Genomic DNA, 17,971 nt, shown 5'->3' with positions numbered 1-17,971 from the left:
GGCGCGGCCGGGGCGGGGCGGGGTGCGGCCGGTCCGGCGCGGCGGACCGGCCGTCGGCGTGCGCCCTCGCCCGTCCTCGGCGCGGGGGTGGCCATCGGCGGTGAGCGGGGCGCGCGGCACCCCGCTGAGCTGCCGTCGGGCGTCCGATGGCCGCCGCACGGCCCGTCGCCCGCCTCCCGCCGACCGGCCTCCGCCGCGCCTCCGCCCCGTCTCGGCCCGGCCCCGATCGATCGTCGATCGGCCGCGGATCGACCGTGTGTCGGGTTCGGCTCGGGTCCGGACCGAGAGCTGGTAGAACCGTCAACTACGGTGCGCGAACGTGGTACTTGTGTCTTTTCTGGAGGATCACGCAGGGATCCATCCGCTTGGCAGTAAAGATGACCTTTGGAGCACAAGGTCTGTCCAGGACATTTACCAATGGGCGGTTGGGGCATGATCCTGTAGAGATTCGCAACGTTGTTGTGAGAAGGGATACTTCACGGCCAGGATCGGTACATGTTCGAAGCGGGCGAGCGGGGGCAGCCATGTGCGTATCGCACGGAGTACGGGTTAGCGGTGAGGCGGCGAAACCGGTGAAGGAGGACGCGGGCGGGGTGTAGGCGCGATGTCGGACGCGAGTGGCCGGTCGGCAGCGGCGGATGCCGCTCGCCCGCCGCGGGACGAGGGTGCTAGAAATAACGACATGGCCGGACTTTTCGGTCGATCACGGGTTCCGTTGGCCCGCACGATGACCGACTGGCGCCCACGAGGTCGGCGTGAGGGCCCGCGCTCGGCGCGAGAGCGGCCCGAGCGCCGGAAGCATCGGGATCAGCCGGACCAGCGGGATTCCCGGAACCGGGCTCCGCGTGACACGCGGGGCCCCGGTGAGCGGTGGGCGAAGGGCGGTCTCCAGCACGCTCCCGCGGGGCCGCTCGGCCCCGGCGGGCCACGGCGCCGCCGCCGCGGCCCGGTGCGCGCCGTGCGCACGGTCGCGGGCCAGGTGTTCGTCCTCCAGGTGGGGGTCGTGCTGCTGCTCGTCGTCGCCGCCGTGGTCGCGCTCGTTCTCCAGTCCCGCTACGACAGCGAGCGCGAGGCGCGCAACCGCTCGCTCGCCGTCGCCGAGAGCTTCGCCAGCGCCCCGGGCATCGTCGCCGCGATGCGCGGTCCCGATCCCACCGCCGAGCTCCAGCCGCTCGCCGAGCGGGCCCGTGAGGGCTCCGGGGTCGACTTCATCGTCGCCATGTCGCCGGACGGCATCCGCTACACCCACCCCAATCCGCACCGGATCGGGAAGCACTTCATGGGCAGCATCGGGCCCGCGGTGGAGGGCCGGACCCTCACCGAGACCTTCACCGGCACCCTCGGCCTCTCCGTACGGTCCGTGGTGCCCGTCTTCGACGAGCGCGGGAAGGTCGTCGGCCTGGTCTCGGCCGGAATCACGATCAAGAAGGTCAGCGGCGCGGCCGATCACCAGCTGCCGCTGCTCTTCGGCGCCGCCGCGGCGGCGCTCGCCCTGGCCACGGCCGGTACGGCGCTGGTCAGCAGGCGGCTGCGGCGCCAGACCCATGGGCTGGACCCGGCCGAGATGACGCGGATGTACGAGCACCACGACGCGGTGCTGCACGCCGTGCGGGAAGGCGTGCTGATCGTGGGCGGCGACGGCCGTCTGGTGCTCGCCAACGACGAGGCGCGGCGGCTGTTCGACCTGCCACCGGACGCCGAGGGGCGCCCGGTCGCCGAGCTCGGCTTCGACCCGCACACCGCCGCGCTGCTGACCTCCGGCCGCCCGGCCACCGACGAGGTGCACACGGCCGGTGAGCGGCTGCTGTCCGTCAGCCACCGCCCCACGGACCGCAACGGCGGACCGCCCGGCAGCGTCGCGACCCTGCGGGACACCACCGAGTTGCGTGCCCTGTCCGGCAAGGTCGACCTCGCGCGCGAGCGGCTGAAGCTGCTGTACGACGCGGGTGTGTCCATCGGCACCACCCTGGACGTGGTGCGCACCGCGCAGGAGCTGGCGGAGTACGCGGTCGCGCGGTTCGCCGACTATGTGTCCGTGGACCTGGCGGACTCGGTGCTGCGGGGCGAGGAGCCGCAGGAGGGCGAGACGGGCACCAGCACGGGCACGAGCACCGCCACGGGCATGGCCCTGGGGCTGCCCGTCCCGGGTGCAGGAACGATCCCGGGTGCCGGAATGGTCCCGGCTGCGGGAATGATCCCGGGAACGGTCCCGGGCGAGGGCACGGCTCACGGCGCGGGGACGGCCCCGGAGGCGGGCACGGTCCACGGCGCGGGCACCACCCAGGGCACCGGAGTCATCCAGGGAGTGGTCCTGCCCCACCAGCCCTTCCCGGCGGACCCCGCGGCGGGTCCGGCCCCGTCGGCCGACGGCGGCCGACCCACCTCGCTGCGCCGTTCGGCCCTCAGCGGGATCCGTGACGGCGTCCCGCTCTACCCCGTCGGGATGCTGATCCAGTTCGGCGCGAGCGCCCCCCAGGCCAGGGGATTCCGCACCGGCGCGGTGACGGTCGAGCCGGTGCTGAGCGACTTCGGGGGGTGGCAGGAGCAGGATCCCGAGCACGCCCGGCGGATCGTTGAGTTCGGCATCCACTCGATGATCACGGTTCCGCTGCGGGCCCGGGGCGTGGTGCTCGGCGTGGCCAGCTTCATGCGCTCGGAGAAGCCCGAGCCGTTCGAGGAGGACGATGTCTCCCTCGCCGAGGAGCTGGTCACCCGCGCCGCCGTCAGCATCGACAACGCCCGCCGCTACACCCGCGAGCACACCATGGCGGTCACGCTCCAGCGCAGTCTGCTGCCCCGGGTGCTGCCCGAGCAGGACGCCCTGGACGTGGCGTACCGCTATCTGCCGGCGGAGTCGGGGGTGGGGGGTGACTGGTTCGATGTGATTCCGCTGCCGGGGGCGCGGGTGGCGCTGGTGGTGGGTGATGTGGTGGGGCACGGTCTGCATGCGGCGGCGACGATGGGCCGGTTGCGGACGGCGGTGCACAACTTCTCCACGCTGGATCTGCCGCCGGACGAGATCCTGTCCCATCTCGACGATCTGATCGCCCGGATCGACCAGGACGAGCGCGGCGCGGGCGCCGAGGGCACCGACGGCGGGACCGAGGTGATCACCGGTGCCACCTGTCTGTACGCGATCTACGATCCGGTGACGCGGCGCTGCACGATGGCGCGTGCGGGCCATCCACCGCCCGCCGTGGTGTGCCCGGACGGTTCGGTGGAGTTCCCCGATCTGCCCGCCGGTCCACCGCTGGGCCTGGGCGGGCTGCCGTTCGAGACCGCCGAGCTGGAGCTGCCCGAGGGCAGTCATCTGGTGCTCTACACGGACGGGTTGATCGAGAAGCGTGACCGGGACATCGACATCGGCCTGGAGCTGCTGCGCGACGCGCTCTCCCATCCCGGCCGGACCCCGGAGGAGTCCTGTACGGCGGTGCTGGACGCGCTGCTGCCCGACCGCCCGAGCGATGACATCGCGCTGATCGTGGCGCGTACCCGGGTGCTGGAGCAGGGCCGGATCGCGAACTGCGAGGTGCCCTCCGATCCGGCGCATGTCGCCGAGGTGCGGGCGGCGGTGGCCCGCAAGCTGGCCGAATGGGAGCTGGGGGACGTCGCGTTCACCACCGAGCTGATCCTCAGCGAGCTGATCACCAACGCGATCCGCTACGCCACCGGCCCGATCCGGGTGCGGCTGCTGTGCGACCGCAGTCTGATCTGCGAGGTCTCGGACACCAGCAGCACCTCACCGCATCTGCGGTACGCGGCGACGACGGACGAGGGCGGCCGCGGGCTGTTCCTGGTCTCGCAGTTCGCGGACCGCTGGGGCACCCGGTACACCACGGACGGCAAGGTCATCTGGGCCGAGCTGGCGCTGCCCCAGCAGAAGAACGGCAAGCGGTCCTGACGGCCCGGCGGTTCTGACGGACGAGCGGTCCTGACGGCCCGGCGGTCCTGACGGTCCGGCGGTCCTGACGGACGAGCGGTTCTGACGGCCCGAACGGCGACGGGGTCCGTCCGCGCATCGCGCGGACGGACCCCGTACCCATGTGCTCCGTGCTCCGGGTCCTACTTGACCGGCTCGGACTCCGGCTCCTCGGCCGTCTCGCCGTCACCCTCGGGGTCGGCGGGCGTCTTCACCGAGTCGAGGAGCAGCTGCGCCACGTCCACGACCTGGAGCGCCTCGTTGGCCTTGCCCTCGTTCTTCTTGCCGTTGACCGAGTCCGTCAGCATCACCAGGCAGAACGGGCAGGCGGTGGAGACGATGTCGGGGTTGAGCGACAGCGCCTCGTCCACCCGTTCGTTGTTGATGCGCTTGCCGATCCGCTCCTCCATCCACATCCGGGCGCCGCCCGCGCCACAGCAGAAGCCGCGCTCCTTGTGGCGGTGCATCTCCTCGTTGCGGAGCCCCGGCACCTTGGCGATGATCTCGCGCGGCGGGGTGTAGACCTTGTTGTGGCGGCCCAGGTAGCAGGGGTCGTGGTAGGTGATCAGACCCTCGACCGGGGTGACCGGGGTCAGCTTGCCCTCGTCGATGAGGTGCTGGAGCAGCTGGGTGTGGTGGATGACCTCGAACTCGCCGCCCAGCTGCGGGTATTCGTTCGCGATGGTGTTGAAGCAGTGCGGGCAGGTCGCCACGATCTTCTTCTTGGACTTCTCGACGACGACGCCTTCGTCGGCATCCTCGCCGAAGGCCATGTTCAGCATCTCGACGTTCTGCTGGCCGAGCTGCTGGAAGAGGAACTCGTTGCCGAGGCGGCGGGCCGAGTCACCGGTGCACGCCTCGTCGCCGCCCATGATCGCGAACTTGACCCCCGCGATGTGCAGCAGCTCCGCGAAGGCCTTGGTGGTCTTCTTGGCCCGGTCCTCCAGGGCACCGGCGCAGCCGACCCAGTAGAGGTACTCGACCTCGGTGAGGTCCTCCACGTCCGTGCCGACCACCGGCACCTCGAAGTCGACTTCCTTGGTCCACGCCAGGCGCTGCTTCTTGGCCAGACCCCAGGGGTTGCCCTTCTTCTCCAGGTTCTTGAGCATCGTGCCCGCCTCGCTGGGGAAGCTGGACTCGATCATCACCTGGTAGCGGCGCATGTCCACGATGTGGTCGACGTGCTCGATGTCCACCGGGCACTGCTCGACGCAGGCACCGCAGGTGGTGCAGGACCACAGCACATCGGGGTCGATGACGCCGTTCTCCTCCAGCGTCCCGATCAGCGGGCGCTCGGCCTCCGCGAGGGCGGCCGCGGGTACGTCCTTCAGCTGCTCCTCGGTGGCCTTCTCCTCGCCCTCCATGGTCTTGCCGCCGCCCGCGAGCAGATACGGGGCCTTGGCGTGCGAGTGGTCCCGCAGCGCCATGATCAGCAGCTTGGGGGAGAGCGGCTTCCCGGTGTTCCAGGCCGGGCACTGCGACTGGCAGCGGCCGCACTCGGTGCAGGTGGAGAAGTCGAGGATGCCCTTCCAGGAGAAGTGCTCGATCTGGGAGACGCCGAACTGGTCGTCCTCGCCCGGGTCCTCGAAGTCGATCGGCTTGCCCTCGCTGGTCATCGGCAGCAGCGCGCCGAGGGCGACCTCGCCGTCCGCCTTCCGCTTGAACCAGATGTTGGGGAAGGCGAGGAAGCGGTGCCAGGCGATGCTCATGTCGATGTTCAGCGAGACAGTGATCATCCAGATGAACGACGTGGCGATCTTGACCATCGCGACGAAGTAGGTGAGGTTCTGCAGCGTGGTCAGGCTCAGCCCCTTGAAGGCCACGACCAGCGGGTACGAGAACAGGTACGACGCCTCGTAGCCCTCGACGTGGTGCAGGGCGCCCTCGAGGCCGCGCAGCGTCATGATGCAGACACCGACGATGAGGATGACGTACTCGACGAAGTACGCCTGCCAGGCGGTCGAGCCCGCGAAACGGGACTTGCGGCCCGCCCGGGACGGCAGGTTCAGCTGGCGGATCACGATGAGGACGAGGATGCCCAGGGCGGTCCCCGTCCCCATCACCTCGACCAGCAGCTCCCATGGCAGCCAGTCGCCGATGAGCGGAAGCATCCAGTCGGCCTGGAAGAGCTGGCCGAAGGCGTTGGCGATGGTGAGGAGCAGGGTGAGGAAGCCGACCGCGACGAACCAGTGGGCGACGCCGACGATGCCCCACTTGTTCATCCGGGTATGCCCGACGAACTCCCGGACCAGCGTGACGGTGCGCTGCCAGGGGTTGTCGGTCCGCAGACCTGCCGGGACCGGCGCGCCGAGCATGAAGAAGCGTACGAACTGCACGACGGCGCGGCCTAGCAGGGCAACGCCGACCGCAATGAGGACCAGCGACACGATGATCGCGGCGAGTTGCATGGTGGGGCTCCTCGAACCTGCGAGAGCGATGATTACTAAGCAGTAACTTAATTCGTCTTGACCGACATTACCCGCCGGGGAGCTCCCCCATGTAGCCGACCGGCCGGTGATCTGTGTCGCTCAGGGTCCCCTCTCCTCGCCTTGTTCGGGGGCGTGTTCGCGTGGGGTCGCCCCCTTGGTCATAAGGGTCATATAAAAGTTGAGTCGTGCCGACTCAGGTCTGTTGACAGGGTGCGGTCGATCATGCACGCTTGAGTCTGTTGCACTCAATGCTGTACTCGAAGCGGTAGCTGGAGGATTGCGAAATGGCTCGTGCGGTCGGCATCGACCTGGGTACGACGAACTCCGTCGTCAGTGTTCTCGAAGGCGGTGAGCCCACCGTCATCACCAACGCCGAGGGCGCCAGGACCACGCCGTCCGTCGTCGCGTTCGCGAAGAACGGCGAGGTGCTGGTCGGTGAGGTGGCCAAGCGCCAGGCCGTGACCAACGTGGACCGGACCGTTCGCTCGGTCAAGCGCCACATGGGCACCGACTGGAAGATCAACCTTGATGGCAAGGACTTCAACCCGCAGCAGATGAGCGCCTTCATCCTGCAGAAGCTCAAGCGGGATGCGGAGTCGTACCTGGGCGAGAAGGTCACGGACGCGGTCATCACCGTCCCGGCGTACTTCAACGACGCCGAGCGTCAGGCGACCAAGGAAGCCGGTGAGATCGCGGGGCTCAACGTCCTGCGTATCGTCAACGAGCCTACCGCCGCCGCGCTCGCCTACGGCCTGGAGAAGGACGACCAGACCATCCTGGTCTTCGACCTCGGCGGCGGCACCTTCGACGTCTCGCTGCTGGAGATCGGTGACGGCGTGGTGGAGGTCAAGGCCACCAACGGCGACAACCACCTCGGTGGTGACGACTGGGACCAGCGCGTCGTCGACTACCTGGTCAAGCAGTTCAACAACGGCCACGCCGTGGACCTGTCCAAGGACAAGATGGCGCTCCAGCGGCTCCGCGAGGCCGCCGAGAAGGCGAAGATCGAGCTGTCCAGCTCGTCCGAGACCACCATCAACCTGCCCTACATCACGGCTTCCGCCGAGGGCCCGCTGCACCTGGACGAGAAGCTCACCCGCGCCCAGTTCCAGCAGCTCACCTCCGACCTGCTGGAGCGCTGCAAGACCCCGTTCCACAACGTCATCAAGGACGCGGGCATCTCGCTGTCCGAGATCGACCACGTGGTCCTGGTCGGCGGCTCCACCCGCATGCCCGCCGTCGCCGAGCTCGTCAAGGAGCTGACCGGCGGCAAGGAGGCCAACAAGGGTGTGAACCCGGACGAGGTCGTCGCCATCGGCGCGTCCCTCCAGGCCGGTGTGCTCAAGGGTGAGGTCAAGGACGTCCTGCTGCTGGACGTCACCCCGCTGTCCCTCGGCATCGAGACCAAGGGCGGCATCATGACCAAGCTGATCGAGCGCAACACCACGATCCCGACCAAGCGCTCGGAGATCTTCACCACGGCCGAGGACAACCAGCCGTCCGTGCAGATCCAGGTCTACCAGGGCGAGCGCGAGATCGCCGCGTACAACAAGAAGCTCGGGATGTTCGAGCTGACCGGTCTGCCGCCGGCCCCGCGCGGGGTCCCGCAGATCGAGGTCACCTTCGACATCGACGCCAACGGCATCATGCACGTCGCCGCGAAGGACCTGGGCACCGGCAAGGAACAGAAGATGACCGTCACCGGTGGCTCCGCGCTGCCGAAGGACGACATCGACCGCATGATGCGCGAGGCCGAGCAGTACGCGGAGGAGGACCACAAGCGCCGCGAGGCCGCCGAGACCCGCAACCAGGCCGAGCAGCTCGTCTACCAGACGGACAAGTTCCTGAAGGACAACGAGGACAAGGTCCCCGGCGACGTCAAGACCGAGGTCGAGGAGGCGCTCACCGAGCTCAAGGAGAAGCTCAAGGGCGACGACACGGCCGAGATCCGCACCGCCACCGAGAAGGTCGCCGCGGTCAGCCAGAAGCTGGGCCAGGCCATGTACGCGGGCGCCCAGGGCGAGGGTGCCGGCGCGGCCGGTGCCGACGCCGGTGAGCCGGGTGCCGCGGGCCAGGCCAAGGCCGAGGACGACGTGGTGGACGCCGAGATCGTCGACGACGAGAAGGCCGACAAGGGTCAGGGTGGTGCCGCGTGACGGAGGAGACCCCGGGCTTCGAGGAGCAGCCCGACGTCCCCTCCGAAGCCGCGCAGACCCCTGACGACGCGGCGAAGGGCGCCGGGTCCGCCGACAAGGCGGGTCCGGCCCCGGCAGGGGACCTCGAGCAGGTGGCCATTCAGGCGCAGCTGGACCAGGTCCGTACCGCCCTCAACGAGCGGACGGCCGACCTCCAGCGACTCCAGGCCGAGTACCAGAACTACCGGCGCCGGGTCGAGCGGGACCGGGTCTCGGTCAAGGAGGTCGCCGTGGCGAACCTGCTGTCCGAGCTGCTGCCCGTGCTCGACGACATCGGCCGTGCCCGTGAGCACGGTGAGCTCGTCGGCGGCTTCAAGTCCGTCGGTGAATCGCTGGAGACGGTGGCGGCGAAGCTGGGCCTCCAGCAGTTCGGCAAGGAGGGCGAGCCCTTCGACCCGCTGGTGCACGAGGCCCTGATGCACTCGTACGCGCCGGATGTCACCGAGACGACGTGCGTGCAGATTCTGCAGCCGGGGTATCGAATCGGCGAACGTACGATCCGACCGGCGCGGGTCGCGGTCGCCGAGCCCCAGCCGGGCGCCACCCCCACCAAGGGCGGCGAGGGCGAGGGACCGGCCGCGGACGAGGAGAGCGGTGGCCCGGACGAGGGCTGACGCGACGGTGACGGCGGATACGGCGGGACCGATGAGAGAGGAGGGACGTCGGGGATGAGCACCAAGGACTTCGTCGAGAAGGACTACTACAAGGTTCTCGGCGTCCCCAAGGACGCGACCGAGGCGGAGATCAAGAAGGCGTACCGGAAGCTCGCGCGCGAGTTCCATCCGGACGCCAACAAGGGCGACGCCAAGGCGGAGGAGCGCTTCAAGGAGATCTCCGAGGCCAATGACATCCTCGGCGACCCCAAGCGGCGCAAGGAGTACGACGAGGCCCGCTCGCTGTTCGGGAACGGCGGCTTCCGCCCCGGTCCCGGCGGCCCGGGCGGCACCGGCAGTTTCAACTTCGACCTGGGCGACCTCTTCGGCGGCGGCGGTGGCGCGGGCGGTTTCGGCGGTGGACTGGGGGACGTCTTCGGCGGCCTCTTCAACCGCGGCGGCACCTCCCGCACCCAGCCGAGGCGTGGTCAGGACATCGAGTCCGAGGTGACGCTGAGCTTCACCGAGGCGGTGGAGGGGGCCACGGTCCCCTTGCGGATGTCCAGTCAGGCCCCGTGCAAGGCGTGTTCCGGCACCGGCGACCGGAACGGCACCCCCAGGGTCTGCCCGACCTGCGTCGGCACCGGACAGGTCAGCCGCGGTGGCGGGGGCGGTTTCTCGCTCACCGACCCGTGTGTGGAGTGCCGGGGGCGCGGGCTGATCGCGCAGAACCCGTGCGACACCTGCAAGGGCAGCGGACGGGCCCGTTCCGCCCGCACCATGCAGGTCCGGATCCCCGCGGGCGTCAGCGACGGCCAGCGGATCCGGCTGCGTGGCAAGGGCGCCCCGGGCGAGACCGGCGGTCCGGCCGGTGACCTCTACGTCATCGTCCATGTGGACCCGCATCCGGTCTTCGGCCGCAAGGGCGACAACCTGACCGTCACGGTGCCCGTCTCCCTTCCGGAGGCGGCGCTCGGCGGTGAGATCAAGGTGCCGACGCTGGGCGGCCCCCCGGTCACCCTGAAGCTGCCGGCCGGCACGCCCAACGGCCGGACGATGCGCGCCCGCGGCAAGGGCGCGGTCCGCAAGGACGGCACCCGGGGCGATCTGCTGGTCACCGTCGAGGTCACGGTGCCGAAGGACCTCAGCGACTCGGCGCGCGAGGCGCTGGAGTCGTATCGCGAGGCGACCGCGGGTGAGGATCCGCGGGCGGAGCTGTTCAAGGCCGCGAAGGGAGCGTGACGCAATGGAGGCGCACGGCCGAGGGGGAATCGGAGGCAGGGGAGCGGGCCGGAGCCGCAATCCCTATGAGCTGACCGACGAGTCGCCGGTGTACGTCATCTCGGTCGCCGCTCAGCTCTCCGGCCTGCATCCGCAGACCCTTCGTCAGTACGACCGCCTCGGCCTGGTCTCCCCCGACCGCACCGCCGGCCGCGGCCGGCGGTATTCGGCGCGTGACATCCAGCTGCTCCGTCAGGTCCAGCAACTGTCCCAGGACGAGGGCATCAATCTCGCCGGGATCAAGCGCATCATCGAACTGGAGAACCAGGTCGCGGCCCTCCAGGCCCGGGTGGCCGAACTCCAGTCCGCGGTCGAGGGCGCCGCGGCGGCCATGCAGCAGCGCGAGGCCCAGGTCCACGCCTCCTACCGGCGCGACCTGGTCCGCTACCAGGACGTCCAGCAGACCAGCGCCCTGGTCGTCTGGCGGCCCAAGCGCTCGGAGTAGCCTCCCGCGGTTGATGGACCGGCCCGGTGACCTTCCACAGGTCGCCGGGCCTTTCGCGTGCCCGGCGGGCGATGCGGGCGACGCCCATGCGGCGGACGGTGTTCTGGTCATCTCGCAAGTGGCCAGGGGGACCACAGAGGTCATCCGCACTGGGCGGGGTTCCCCCTCCTGGGCCGTTCGGCGCCCACCGCTGTGGTGACCGCGTCGCTATACGGTGCCGCCATGTCCGGGTTCATACAGCAACTGCCCGCGCTGCTGGGCGTGATCATCGGCGCCCTCGGCTCCTATCTGGCGATCACCAAAGGCGATCAGGCCCGCTTCCGCCGTGAACAGCGAGTCCGCTGGGAGGAACGCCGACTGGCGGTCTACGCCGACTACGCCACGGCACTGAAGCGCAGTGTCACCCTGGCCTACCGGATCGCCTCCCACCTGGGCGTCGATCCCCATCCGCATCCGCTGTCCCCCGAGGAGGCGGCAGCCGACCTGGCCGAGGCCACCGACGCGCGGGATCCGGTGGGGGAGGCGCTGCTGATGCTGGGCACCCCCGAGGTGGTGGAGCGGGCGCGCGCCTGGGTGGTCGCGGTCATTGAGATGGAGCAGTTCCTGCGGGAGCCGGACCCCACCCGGCAGACCTGGTCCGCGCTGCTCGCCCGCCAGCGCATCGCGCGCGAGGCGTACTACTCGGCCGTCCGCGGCGACGTGGCCCTCCCGCCCGGCCACTCCGGCCACTGGACCCTCCACTGGCGCTCCTCACCCGGGCAGCCGGACTAGCGCCCGTCTCCGCCCGGAGCCGTCCCGGTGCGCGCGACGGTGCGGCGGTGGGAGGGGCACCATGGAGGTACGGCAGGAGGTACCGCCATGGTGGAAGTCAAGACGATCGACAAGCCGGATGAGCGGCGTGACTTTCCCGGGGGCCACCTCGACACCGTGCATCTGACGGGGCTGGATTTCGCCGTCGGTGTCTTCGAGCCGGGCTGGCGCTGGAAGGAGTCGGTGCGGCCGATCGCCGGTACGTATCTGTGCGAGGTCCACCACACGGGGTTCGTGGCCAGGGGGCGGATGCGGCTGCGGATGGCGGACGGCGCGGAGACCGAGGTGGGCCCGGGGGACGTCTTCGTCTGCCCGCCCGGGCACGACGCGTGGGTGGTCGGCGACGAGCAGGTCGTGGTGTACGACTTCGGCGGGGGGACGGCCGAGACCTATGCGCGGGTGCGGCAGGCGCAAGAGGCCGAGGACTGAGGACGCCGACGCCGTGGGCGGCTGAGCGATGAGTACCGGTCCGGGCCGGAGACCGCCGCACGGTCCGCACCGCCCGGGGCGGCCGGGCCGGGGCGGGCCGCGCGGTGGCGGCGACGGCGGTCGGCAACACCGTGGAGTGGTTCGACTTCGGCGGCTACGCGTATGTCGCGGTCACCCTCGGCCAGGTGTTCTTCCCCGCCGACGACCTGGCCACCCGGGTGGTCTCCGCCTTCGCCACCTTCGCCGTGGTGTTCCTGGTGCGTCCGCTGGGCGGGCTGGTCTTCGGGCCGCTGGGGGACCGGATCGGACGGCGGGTGCTGTCCGCCACCATGATCATGATGGCGATCGGCACCTTCGCGGTGGGGGTGCTGCCGGCCGGGCGCCGGGCCCGCGACGCGTGGATCATGGTGCTGGCGCCCGGCCCATGGCGCGGGTGACGGTGATCTCGATCATGACCCGGTCGGGGTTGGGGGCCGGGGTGCGGTGGTACCGCTCCGCGTAGCGGCGGACGGCGTCCGCGACGAGCTCCGGCTCCTCGCGGACCACGGCGAGCCCCTCCAGGGTGGCCCACCGTCCCTCCGCGAGCTGGCAGACGGCGACCCGTGCGCCGCCGTCGCCCGCGGCGCGGACATGGGCGACCTTGCGGCTGTGCCGGTTGGTGATGACGCGGGCGAGCCCTGCCTCGGGGTCGTAGGTGACCCCGACCGGGACCACATGCGGGGTGCCGTCCGGGCGCGGGGTGGTCAGGGTGCACAGATGGCGCTCGCGCCAGAAGGCGAGGTAGCCGGGGTCCGGGTTGCGGGGATCGATGGCCATGGCCCAGAACCTACGGCCGGAAGTGTTGGCGCAGCACAGTTGAGTGGAATAGACTCAAGTTTACGGAGGTTGGGCAGGGCAGGATTGAGCCTTATCGGTAGGGTCATGGAAGCGAGGAGGAGCACAGGGACGTGGATGCCGAGCTGACCAACAAGAGCCGGGCGGCGCTGGGCGCCGCCAATGACCGCGCGGTGACCGCCGGACACGCGGACATGACACCCGCGCATCTGCTGCTCGCCCTGCTCCAGGGGCAGGAGAACGAGAATGTGATGGACCTGCTGGCCGCCGTCGAGGCCGACGCGGCCCAGGTGCGCGGTGGCGCCGAGCGGCTGCTCGCCGCGCTGCCCAGCGTCCAGGGCTCCACCGTGGCCCCGCCGCAGGCGAGCCGGGAGCTGCTGGCCGTCGTCGCGGACGCCACCCAGCGCGCCAAGGAGCTCGGGGACGACTATGTGTCCACCGAGCACCTCCTCATCGGCATCGCCGCCAAGGGCGGCCAGGCCGGGGAGCTCCTCGACCAGCAGGGGGCGAGCGCCAAGAAGCTGCTCGCCGCGTTCGAGAACGTCAGGGGTGGACAGCGCGTGACGACGGCCGACCCGGAGGGCACGTACAAGGCCCTGGAGAAGTTCGGCACCGACTTCACCGCCGCCGCGCGCGAGGGCAGGCTCGACCCGGTCATCGGCCGGGACCAGGAGATCCGGCGCGTGGTGCAGGTACTCTCGCGCCGCACCAAGAACAACCCGGTGCTGATCGGTGAGCCGGGCGTCGGCAAGACGGCCGTCGTCGAAGGGCTCGCCCAGCGGATCGTCAAGGGCGATGTGCCCGAGAGCCTGCGGAACAAGCGCCTGGTCGCGCTGGACCTCGGGGCGATGGTCGCGGGCGCCAAGTACCGGGGTGAGTTCGAGGAGCGGCTGAAGACCGTCCTCGCCGAGATCAAGTCCAGCGACGGCCAGATCATCACCTTCATCGACGAGCTGCACACCGTCGTCGGCGCGGGCGCCGGCGGCGACTCCTCGATGGACGCGGGCAATATGCTCAAGCCCATGCTCGCCCGTGGTGAGCTGCGCATGGTCGGCGCCACCACGCTCGACGAGTACCGCGAGCGGATCGAGAAGGACGCCGCCCTGGAGCGCCGCTTCCAGCAGGTCCTGGTCTCCGAGCCGACCGTCGAGGACACCGTCGCCATCCTGCGCGGGCTCAAGGGCCGCTACGAGGCCCACCACAAGGTGCAGATCGCGGACGGCGCGCTGGTGGCCGCCGCCGCCCTCTCCGACCGGTACATCACCTCCCGCTTCCTGCCCGACAAGGCCATCGACCTGGTCGACGAGGCCGCCTCCCGGCTCCGGATGGAGATCGACTCCTCACCCGTGGAGATCGACGAACTCCAGCGCTCGGTGGACCGGATGAAGATGGAGGAGATGGCGCTCGCCCGGGAGACCGACGAGGCCAGCAAGCAGCGCCTGGACAAGCTCCGCCGCCACCTCGCCGACAGGGAGGAGGAGCTGCGCGGGCTGACCGCCCGCTGGGAGAAGGAGAAGCAGGGCCTCAACCGCGTCGGTGAGCTGAAGGAGAAGATCGACGAGCTGCACGGCCAGGCCGAGCGCGCCCAGCGGGACGGCGACTTCGACACCGCGTCCAAGCTGCTCTACGGCGAGATCCCGGCCGTCGAGCGCGAGCTCGCCGAGGCGTCCGCGGCCGAGGAGGAGGTGCAGCGGGAGGACCGCGGCACCATGGTCAAGGAGGAGGTCGGCCCGGACGACGTGGCCGATGTGGTCGCCTCCTGGACCGGTATCCCGGCCGGCCGCCTGCTGGAGGGCGAGACCCAGAAGCTGCTGCGCATGGAGGACGAGCTCGGCAAGCGGCTGATCGGCCAGACCGAGGCCGTCCGCGCCGTCTCGGACGCGGTGCGCAGGACCCGCGCCGGAATCGCCGACCCCGACCGCCCCACCGGCTCGTTCCTCTTCCTCGGCCCCACCGGCGTCGGCAAGACCGAGCTGGCCAAGGCGCTCGCCGACTTCCTCTTCGACGACGAGCGGGCCATGGTCCGCATCGACATGAGCGAGTACGGCGAGAAGCACAGCGTCGCCCGGCTGGTCGGCGCTCCGCCCGGTTACGTCGGCTACGAGGAGGGCGGCCAGCTCACCGAGGCCGTGCGCCGCCGCCCGTACAGCGTGGTGCTGCTGGACGAGGTGGAGAAGGCCCACCCCGAGGTCTTCGACGTCCTGCTCCAGGTCCTCGACGACGGACGGCTCACCGACGGCCAGGGCCGCACGGTGGACTTCCGCAACACCATTCTTGTCCTCACCTCCAACCTCGGCAGCCAGTACCTGGTGGATCCGCTGCTGGGCGAGGAGGAGAAGAAGCAGAGCGTGCTGGAGACCGTGCGCACCTCCTTCAAGCCCGAGTTCCTCAACCGCCTGGACGACGTGGTGGTCTTCTCCGCGCTCAGCCAGGACCAGCTGGCCCGGATCGCCGAGCTCCAGGTCGGCGCGCTGGCCCGGCGGCTCGCCGAGCGGCGGCTCACCCTGGATGTCACCCCGGCCGCCCTGGCGTGGCTCGCCGAGGAGGGCAACGACCCGGCGTACGGGGCCCGCCCGCTGCGCCGTCTGGTGCAGACCGCGATCGGCGACCGGCTGGCCAAGGAGATCCTGTCCGGCGAGGTCAGGGACGGCGACACGGTCCGGGTGGACCGGGTCGGCGACGATCTCCTGGTCGGCCCGGCCCAGTAGCGCACCCGTCCCGGACCCGGCCGGGGTTGCACGGCAGGGGCGGGTGTGAGGGAGGATGGCGGTATCCATACGAAGGGAAATCCACGGTGAGCATCGACCCGTCCTCGATTCCGAATTTCGGGGGCCAGCCCGAGCCCGAACCGGCGGGTCCGAGTGGCCCCGTGCTGCCCGACCAGGACCTGGTCAAGCAGCTGCTGGAGCAGATGGAGCTGAAGTACGTCGTCGACGAGGAGGGGGACCTCGCCGCGCCGTGGGAGCAGTTCCGCACGTACTTCATGTTCCGCGGTGAGGAGGAGCAGCAGGTCTTCTCCGTCCGGACGTTCTACGACCGGCCGCACGGCATCGACGAGAAGCCGCGGCTGCTCGAGGCGATCGACGACTGGAACCGTCGTACGTTGTGGCCGAAGGTCTACACCCACACCAACGACGACGGCACGGTCCGGCTGATCGGTGAGGCGCAGATGCTGACGGGCACCGGCGTCAGCCTGGAGCACTTCGTGTCCAGCACGGTCAGCTGGGTGCGGGCTTCCATCGAGTTCGACAAGTGGCTGGTCGAGCAGCTCGGCCTGGAGGCCGACATCGAGTCCGACGGCGACGAGAAGCCGGGCGACGACGAGAGCTGAGCCTCCACCGGGCCCACGGGACACAGCGGAGCCCGGCCGCCGCACCGCCCGCCGAGGCGACGGTGCGCGACCGGGCTCACGCCTTTTCACGGGCCGCCCGAGGCCGCCCGGGTCAGCCCGCCAGGCCCTTGAGCCGTCCGACCGCCTCGGTCAGCACACTGGTGCGCTTGCAGAAGGCGAAGCGTACGAAGGGCGCGCCCTGGTCCTGGTGGTCGTAGAAGACCGCGTTCGGCACGGCCACCACCCCGCAGCGGTCGGGCAGCGAGCGGCAGAACGCGAAGCCGTCGCTCTCGCCGAGCGGACGGATGTCGGTGGTGATGAAGTACGTGCCCGACGGGCGGAAGACCGTGAAGCCCGCGTCGGTCAGACCGCCGGCCAGCAGATCGCGCTTGATCCGCAGATCCTCGCGGATGCCGTGGAAGTAGTCGTCCGGGAGCCGGAGCGCCTCGGCGACCGCGTACTGGAAGGGTCCGGCGGAGACGAAGGTCAGATACTGCTTGGCCGAGCGGACCGCCGTGACCAGCTCCGGGGAGCCGGTTACCCAGCCGACCTTCCAGCCGGTGAAGGAGAAGGTCTTGCCCGCGCTGCCGATGGTCACCGTGCGCTCGCGCATCCCGGGGAAGGAGACCAGCGGGGTGTGGCCGGTGTCGAAGGCGAGGTGCTCGTAGACCTCGTCCGTCACCACCAGCAGATCGCGCTCCACGGCCAGCTCGGCGACGGCGGCCAGCTCATCGGGGGTGAGCACGGTGCCGGTGGGGTTGTGCGGGGTGTTGAGCAGGATGAGGCGGGTGCGGTCGGTGACGGCGGCCCGCAGTTCGTCGAGGTCCAGGCCGAAGCCGTTGCCCTGCGGTCGGAGGGTGACCGGGACCCGGGTGCCGCCCGCCATCGCGATGGAGGCGGCGTAGGAGTCGTAGTACGGCTCCAGCGCGATCACCTCGTCGCCCGGCTCCACCAGTGCCAGCAGCGAGGCGGCGATCGCCTCGGTGGCACCCGCGGTGACCAGCACCTCACGGTCCGGGTCGAAGGTGAGCCCGTACCAGCGCAGCTGGTGCTCGGCGACCGCGCTGCGCAGTTCGGGCACTCCGGGGCCGGGCGGGTACTGATTGCCGCGGCCGTCGCGCAGCGCGCGCACCGCGGCCTCCCGCACCTCCTCCGGGCCGTCGGTGTCGGGAAATCCCTGGCCCAGATTGATCGCGCCGGTGCGCACGGCGAGGGCGGACATCTCGGCGAAGATCGTGGTGCCGAATGCGGCCAGTCGGCGATTGAGCAGCGGTCGTCCCATGGCGCCATCCTCCTTCGAACCTCTGGACTTCCTCAACTTCGCTTTCGGTCGTGGCGGCGGCGGGCAGGAGCGGATCAGGTACGACGCGGTACCTCGCTGTACGGGGGCTTGGAAGGAGAGTGAGGACGCATGGTTTCTGTCGTTGTCTTCGTGGTGGTGGCCTTCACGGTCGCGGCGCTGGCCGCGGTGGGGGCGAGCCGGTCCAAGGGGCATCCCGCGCGGTCCCGGCGGGGCTATGGGGGAGGCTCCTCGGGGAGCTGGTGGGCCGGTGGCGGCAGCGCCGGGGGTTCGTCGTGCGGAGGGGGCTCGTCCTGCGGAGGCGGTTCCTCCTGCGGCGGTGGCTCGTCGTGTGGCGGTGGGGGCGGCGGGGGTGGCTGCGGCGGTGGTGGTGGTGGCGGCTGCTGACGGCCACGCCGACGCATC

Annotated in this window: 13 protein-coding genes and 1 pseudogene; 11 read left to right on the top strand and 3 right to left on the bottom strand. The window is 70.5% G+C overall.

What is annotated here, in order from left to right; translation table 11 throughout:
* Positions 1–682 precede the first annotated feature (682 nt).
* A complete protein-coding gene (locus HUT19_RS43075; RefSeq protein ID WP_254885648.1) occupies positions 683–3,901 on the top strand; it encodes a SpoIIE family protein phosphatase/ATP-binding protein in 3,219 nt (1,072 codons plus the stop codon).
* 161 nt (positions 3,902–4,062) lie between these two features.
* Here the strand turns inward: HUT19_RS43075 and HUT19_RS19060 are convergent, their stop codons facing one another.
* A complete protein-coding gene (locus tag HUT19_RS19060) occupies positions 4,063–6,327 on the bottom strand; it encodes a (Fe-S)-binding protein (protein WP_176181643.1) in 2,265 nt (754 codons plus the stop codon).
* Between the two features lie 305 nt (positions 6,328–6,632).
* On the opposite strand from HUT19_RS19060, the gene dnaK reads away from it, so the two are divergent.
* The 7 genes and pseudogenes from dnaK to HUT19_RS19025 all read left to right on the top strand — a co-directional run.
* Positions 6,633–8,504: a molecular chaperone DnaK gene (gene dnaK, locus HUT19_RS19055; RefSeq protein WP_176181642.1), complete on the top strand. Its 1,872-nt coding sequence runs from the start codon at positions 6,633–6,635 to the stop codon at positions 8,502–8,504.
* Entirely contained in the window at positions 8,501–9,157 is a 657-nt protein-coding gene (gene grpE / locus HUT19_RS19050) for a nucleotide exchange factor GrpE (protein ID WP_176181641.1), read from the top strand. The genes dnaK and grpE overlap by 4 nt, the downstream gene beginning before the upstream one ends.
* 54 nt (positions 9,158–9,211) lie before the next feature.
* Positions 9,212–10,378 carry a molecular chaperone DnaJ gene (gene dnaJ / locus HUT19_RS19045; RefSeq protein ID WP_176181640.1) on the top strand — a complete coding sequence of 389 codons (1,167 nt, stop codon included), beginning with the start codon at positions 9,212–9,214 and terminating at the stop codon, positions 10,376–10,378.
* A gap of 4 nt (positions 10,379–10,382) precedes the next feature.
* Positions 10,383–10,862, top strand: a complete 480-nt coding sequence (locus HUT19_RS19040; RefSeq protein WP_176181639.1) for a heat shock protein transcriptional repressor HspR — start codon at positions 10,383–10,385, stop codon at positions 10,860–10,862.
* A gap of 222 nt (positions 10,863–11,084) precedes the next feature.
* Positions 11,085–11,633 (top strand): hypothetical protein, encoded by a 549-nt coding sequence (locus HUT19_RS19035; protein ID WP_176181638.1) that lies wholly within the window; start codon positions 11,085–11,087, stop codon positions 11,631–11,633.
* Between the two features lie 87 nt (positions 11,634–11,720).
* Positions 11,721–12,101 carry a cupin domain-containing protein gene (locus tag HUT19_RS19030; RefSeq protein WP_176181637.1) on the top strand — a complete coding sequence of 127 codons (381 nt, stop codon included), beginning with the start codon at positions 11,721–11,723 and terminating at the stop codon, positions 12,099–12,101.
* A gap of 104 nt (positions 12,102–12,205) precedes the next feature.
* Positions 12,206–12,475 (top strand): annotated as a pseudogene (locus tag HUT19_RS19025) (MFS transporter); the annotation flags it as partial.
* A 28-nt stretch (positions 12,476–12,503) separates the two neighbouring features.
* Here the strand turns inward: HUT19_RS19025 and HUT19_RS19020 are convergent.
* Positions 12,504–12,917 (bottom strand): pyridoxamine 5'-phosphate oxidase family protein, encoded by a 414-nt coding sequence (locus tag HUT19_RS19020; RefSeq protein WP_176181636.1) that lies wholly within the window; start codon positions 12,915–12,917, stop codon positions 12,504–12,506.
* 131 nt (positions 12,918–13,048) lie between these two features.
* On the opposite strand from HUT19_RS19020, the gene clpB reads away from it, so the two are divergent.
* Together clpB and HUT19_RS19010 are read left to right on the top strand one after the other, a co-directional pair.
* Positions 13,049–15,643 (top strand): ATP-dependent chaperone ClpB, encoded by a 2,595-nt coding sequence (gene clpB, locus HUT19_RS19015; protein ID WP_176181635.1) that lies wholly within the window; start codon positions 13,049–13,051, stop codon positions 15,641–15,643.
* Positions 15,644–15,729: 86 nt separating this feature from the next.
* Complete coding sequence (locus tag HUT19_RS19010) at positions 15,730–16,266, top strand: YbjN domain-containing protein (protein ID WP_176181634.1); 537 nt, start codon at positions 15,730–15,732, stop codon at positions 16,264–16,266.
* A 112-nt stretch (positions 16,267–16,378) separates the two neighbouring features.
* Here HUT19_RS19010 and HUT19_RS19005 read toward each other — a convergent pair whose 3' ends face one another.
* Positions 16,379–17,548, bottom strand: a complete 1,170-nt coding sequence (locus HUT19_RS19005) for a pyridoxal phosphate-dependent aminotransferase (protein WP_176181633.1) — start codon at positions 17,546–17,548, stop codon at positions 16,379–16,381.
* A gap of 129 nt (positions 17,549–17,677) precedes the next feature.
* Here HUT19_RS19005 and HUT19_RS19000 point away from each other — a divergent pair, with 129 nt between their 5' ends.
* Positions 17,678–17,953, top strand: a complete 276-nt coding sequence (locus HUT19_RS19000) for a hypothetical protein (RefSeq protein ID WP_176181632.1) — start codon at positions 17,678–17,680, stop codon at positions 17,951–17,953.
* The last annotated feature ends 18 nt before the right edge of the window (positions 17,954–17,971 follow it).

This window comes from Streptomyces sp. NA02950 (assembly GCF_013364155.1).
Classification (GTDB): domain Bacteria; phylum Actinomycetota; class Actinomycetes; order Streptomycetales; family Streptomycetaceae; genus Streptomyces.
Note: the sequence above shows the minus strand (reverse complement) of the source record. Positions and strands in the feature narration are given on the sequence as shown.

Excerpts from the sequence above, each read along its gene's own strand:
- HUT19_RS19030 (WP_176181637.1), top strand. The coding sequence starts at position 11,721 with ATGGTGGAAGTCAAGACGATCGACAAGCCGGATGAGCGGCGTGACTTT.
- HUT19_RS19005 (WP_176181633.1), bottom strand. The coding sequence starts at position 17,548 with ATGGGACGACCGCTGCTCAATCGCCGACTGGCCGCATTCGGCACCACG.
- dnaK (WP_176181642.1), top strand. The coding sequence starts at position 6,633 with ATGGCTCGTGCGGTCGGCATCGACCTGGGTACGACGAACTCCGTCGTC.
- HUT19_RS19020 (WP_176181636.1), bottom strand. The coding sequence starts at position 12,917 with ATGGCCATCGATCCCCGCAACCCGGACCCCGGCTACCTCGCCTTCTGG.
- HUT19_RS43075 (WP_254885648.1), top strand. The coding sequence starts at position 683 with ATGGCCGGACTTTTCGGTCGATCACGGGTTCCGTTGGCCCGCACGATG.
- HUT19_RS19040 (WP_176181639.1), top strand. The coding sequence starts at position 10,383 with ATGGAGGCGCACGGCCGAGGGGGAATCGGAGGCAGGGGAGCGGGCCGG.
- dnaJ (WP_176181640.1), top strand. The coding sequence starts at position 9,212 with ATGAGCACCAAGGACTTCGTCGAGAAGGACTACTACAAGGTTCTCGGC.
- HUT19_RS19000 (WP_176181632.1), top strand. The coding sequence starts at position 17,678 with ATGGTTTCTGTCGTTGTCTTCGTGGTGGTGGCCTTCACGGTCGCGGCG.
- HUT19_RS19060 (WP_176181643.1), bottom strand. The coding sequence starts at position 6,327 with ATGCAACTCGCCGCGATCATCGTGTCGCTGGTCCTCATTGCGGTCGGC.
- HUT19_RS19035 (WP_176181638.1), top strand. The coding sequence starts at position 11,085 with ATGTCCGGGTTCATACAGCAACTGCCCGCGCTGCTGGGCGTGATCATC.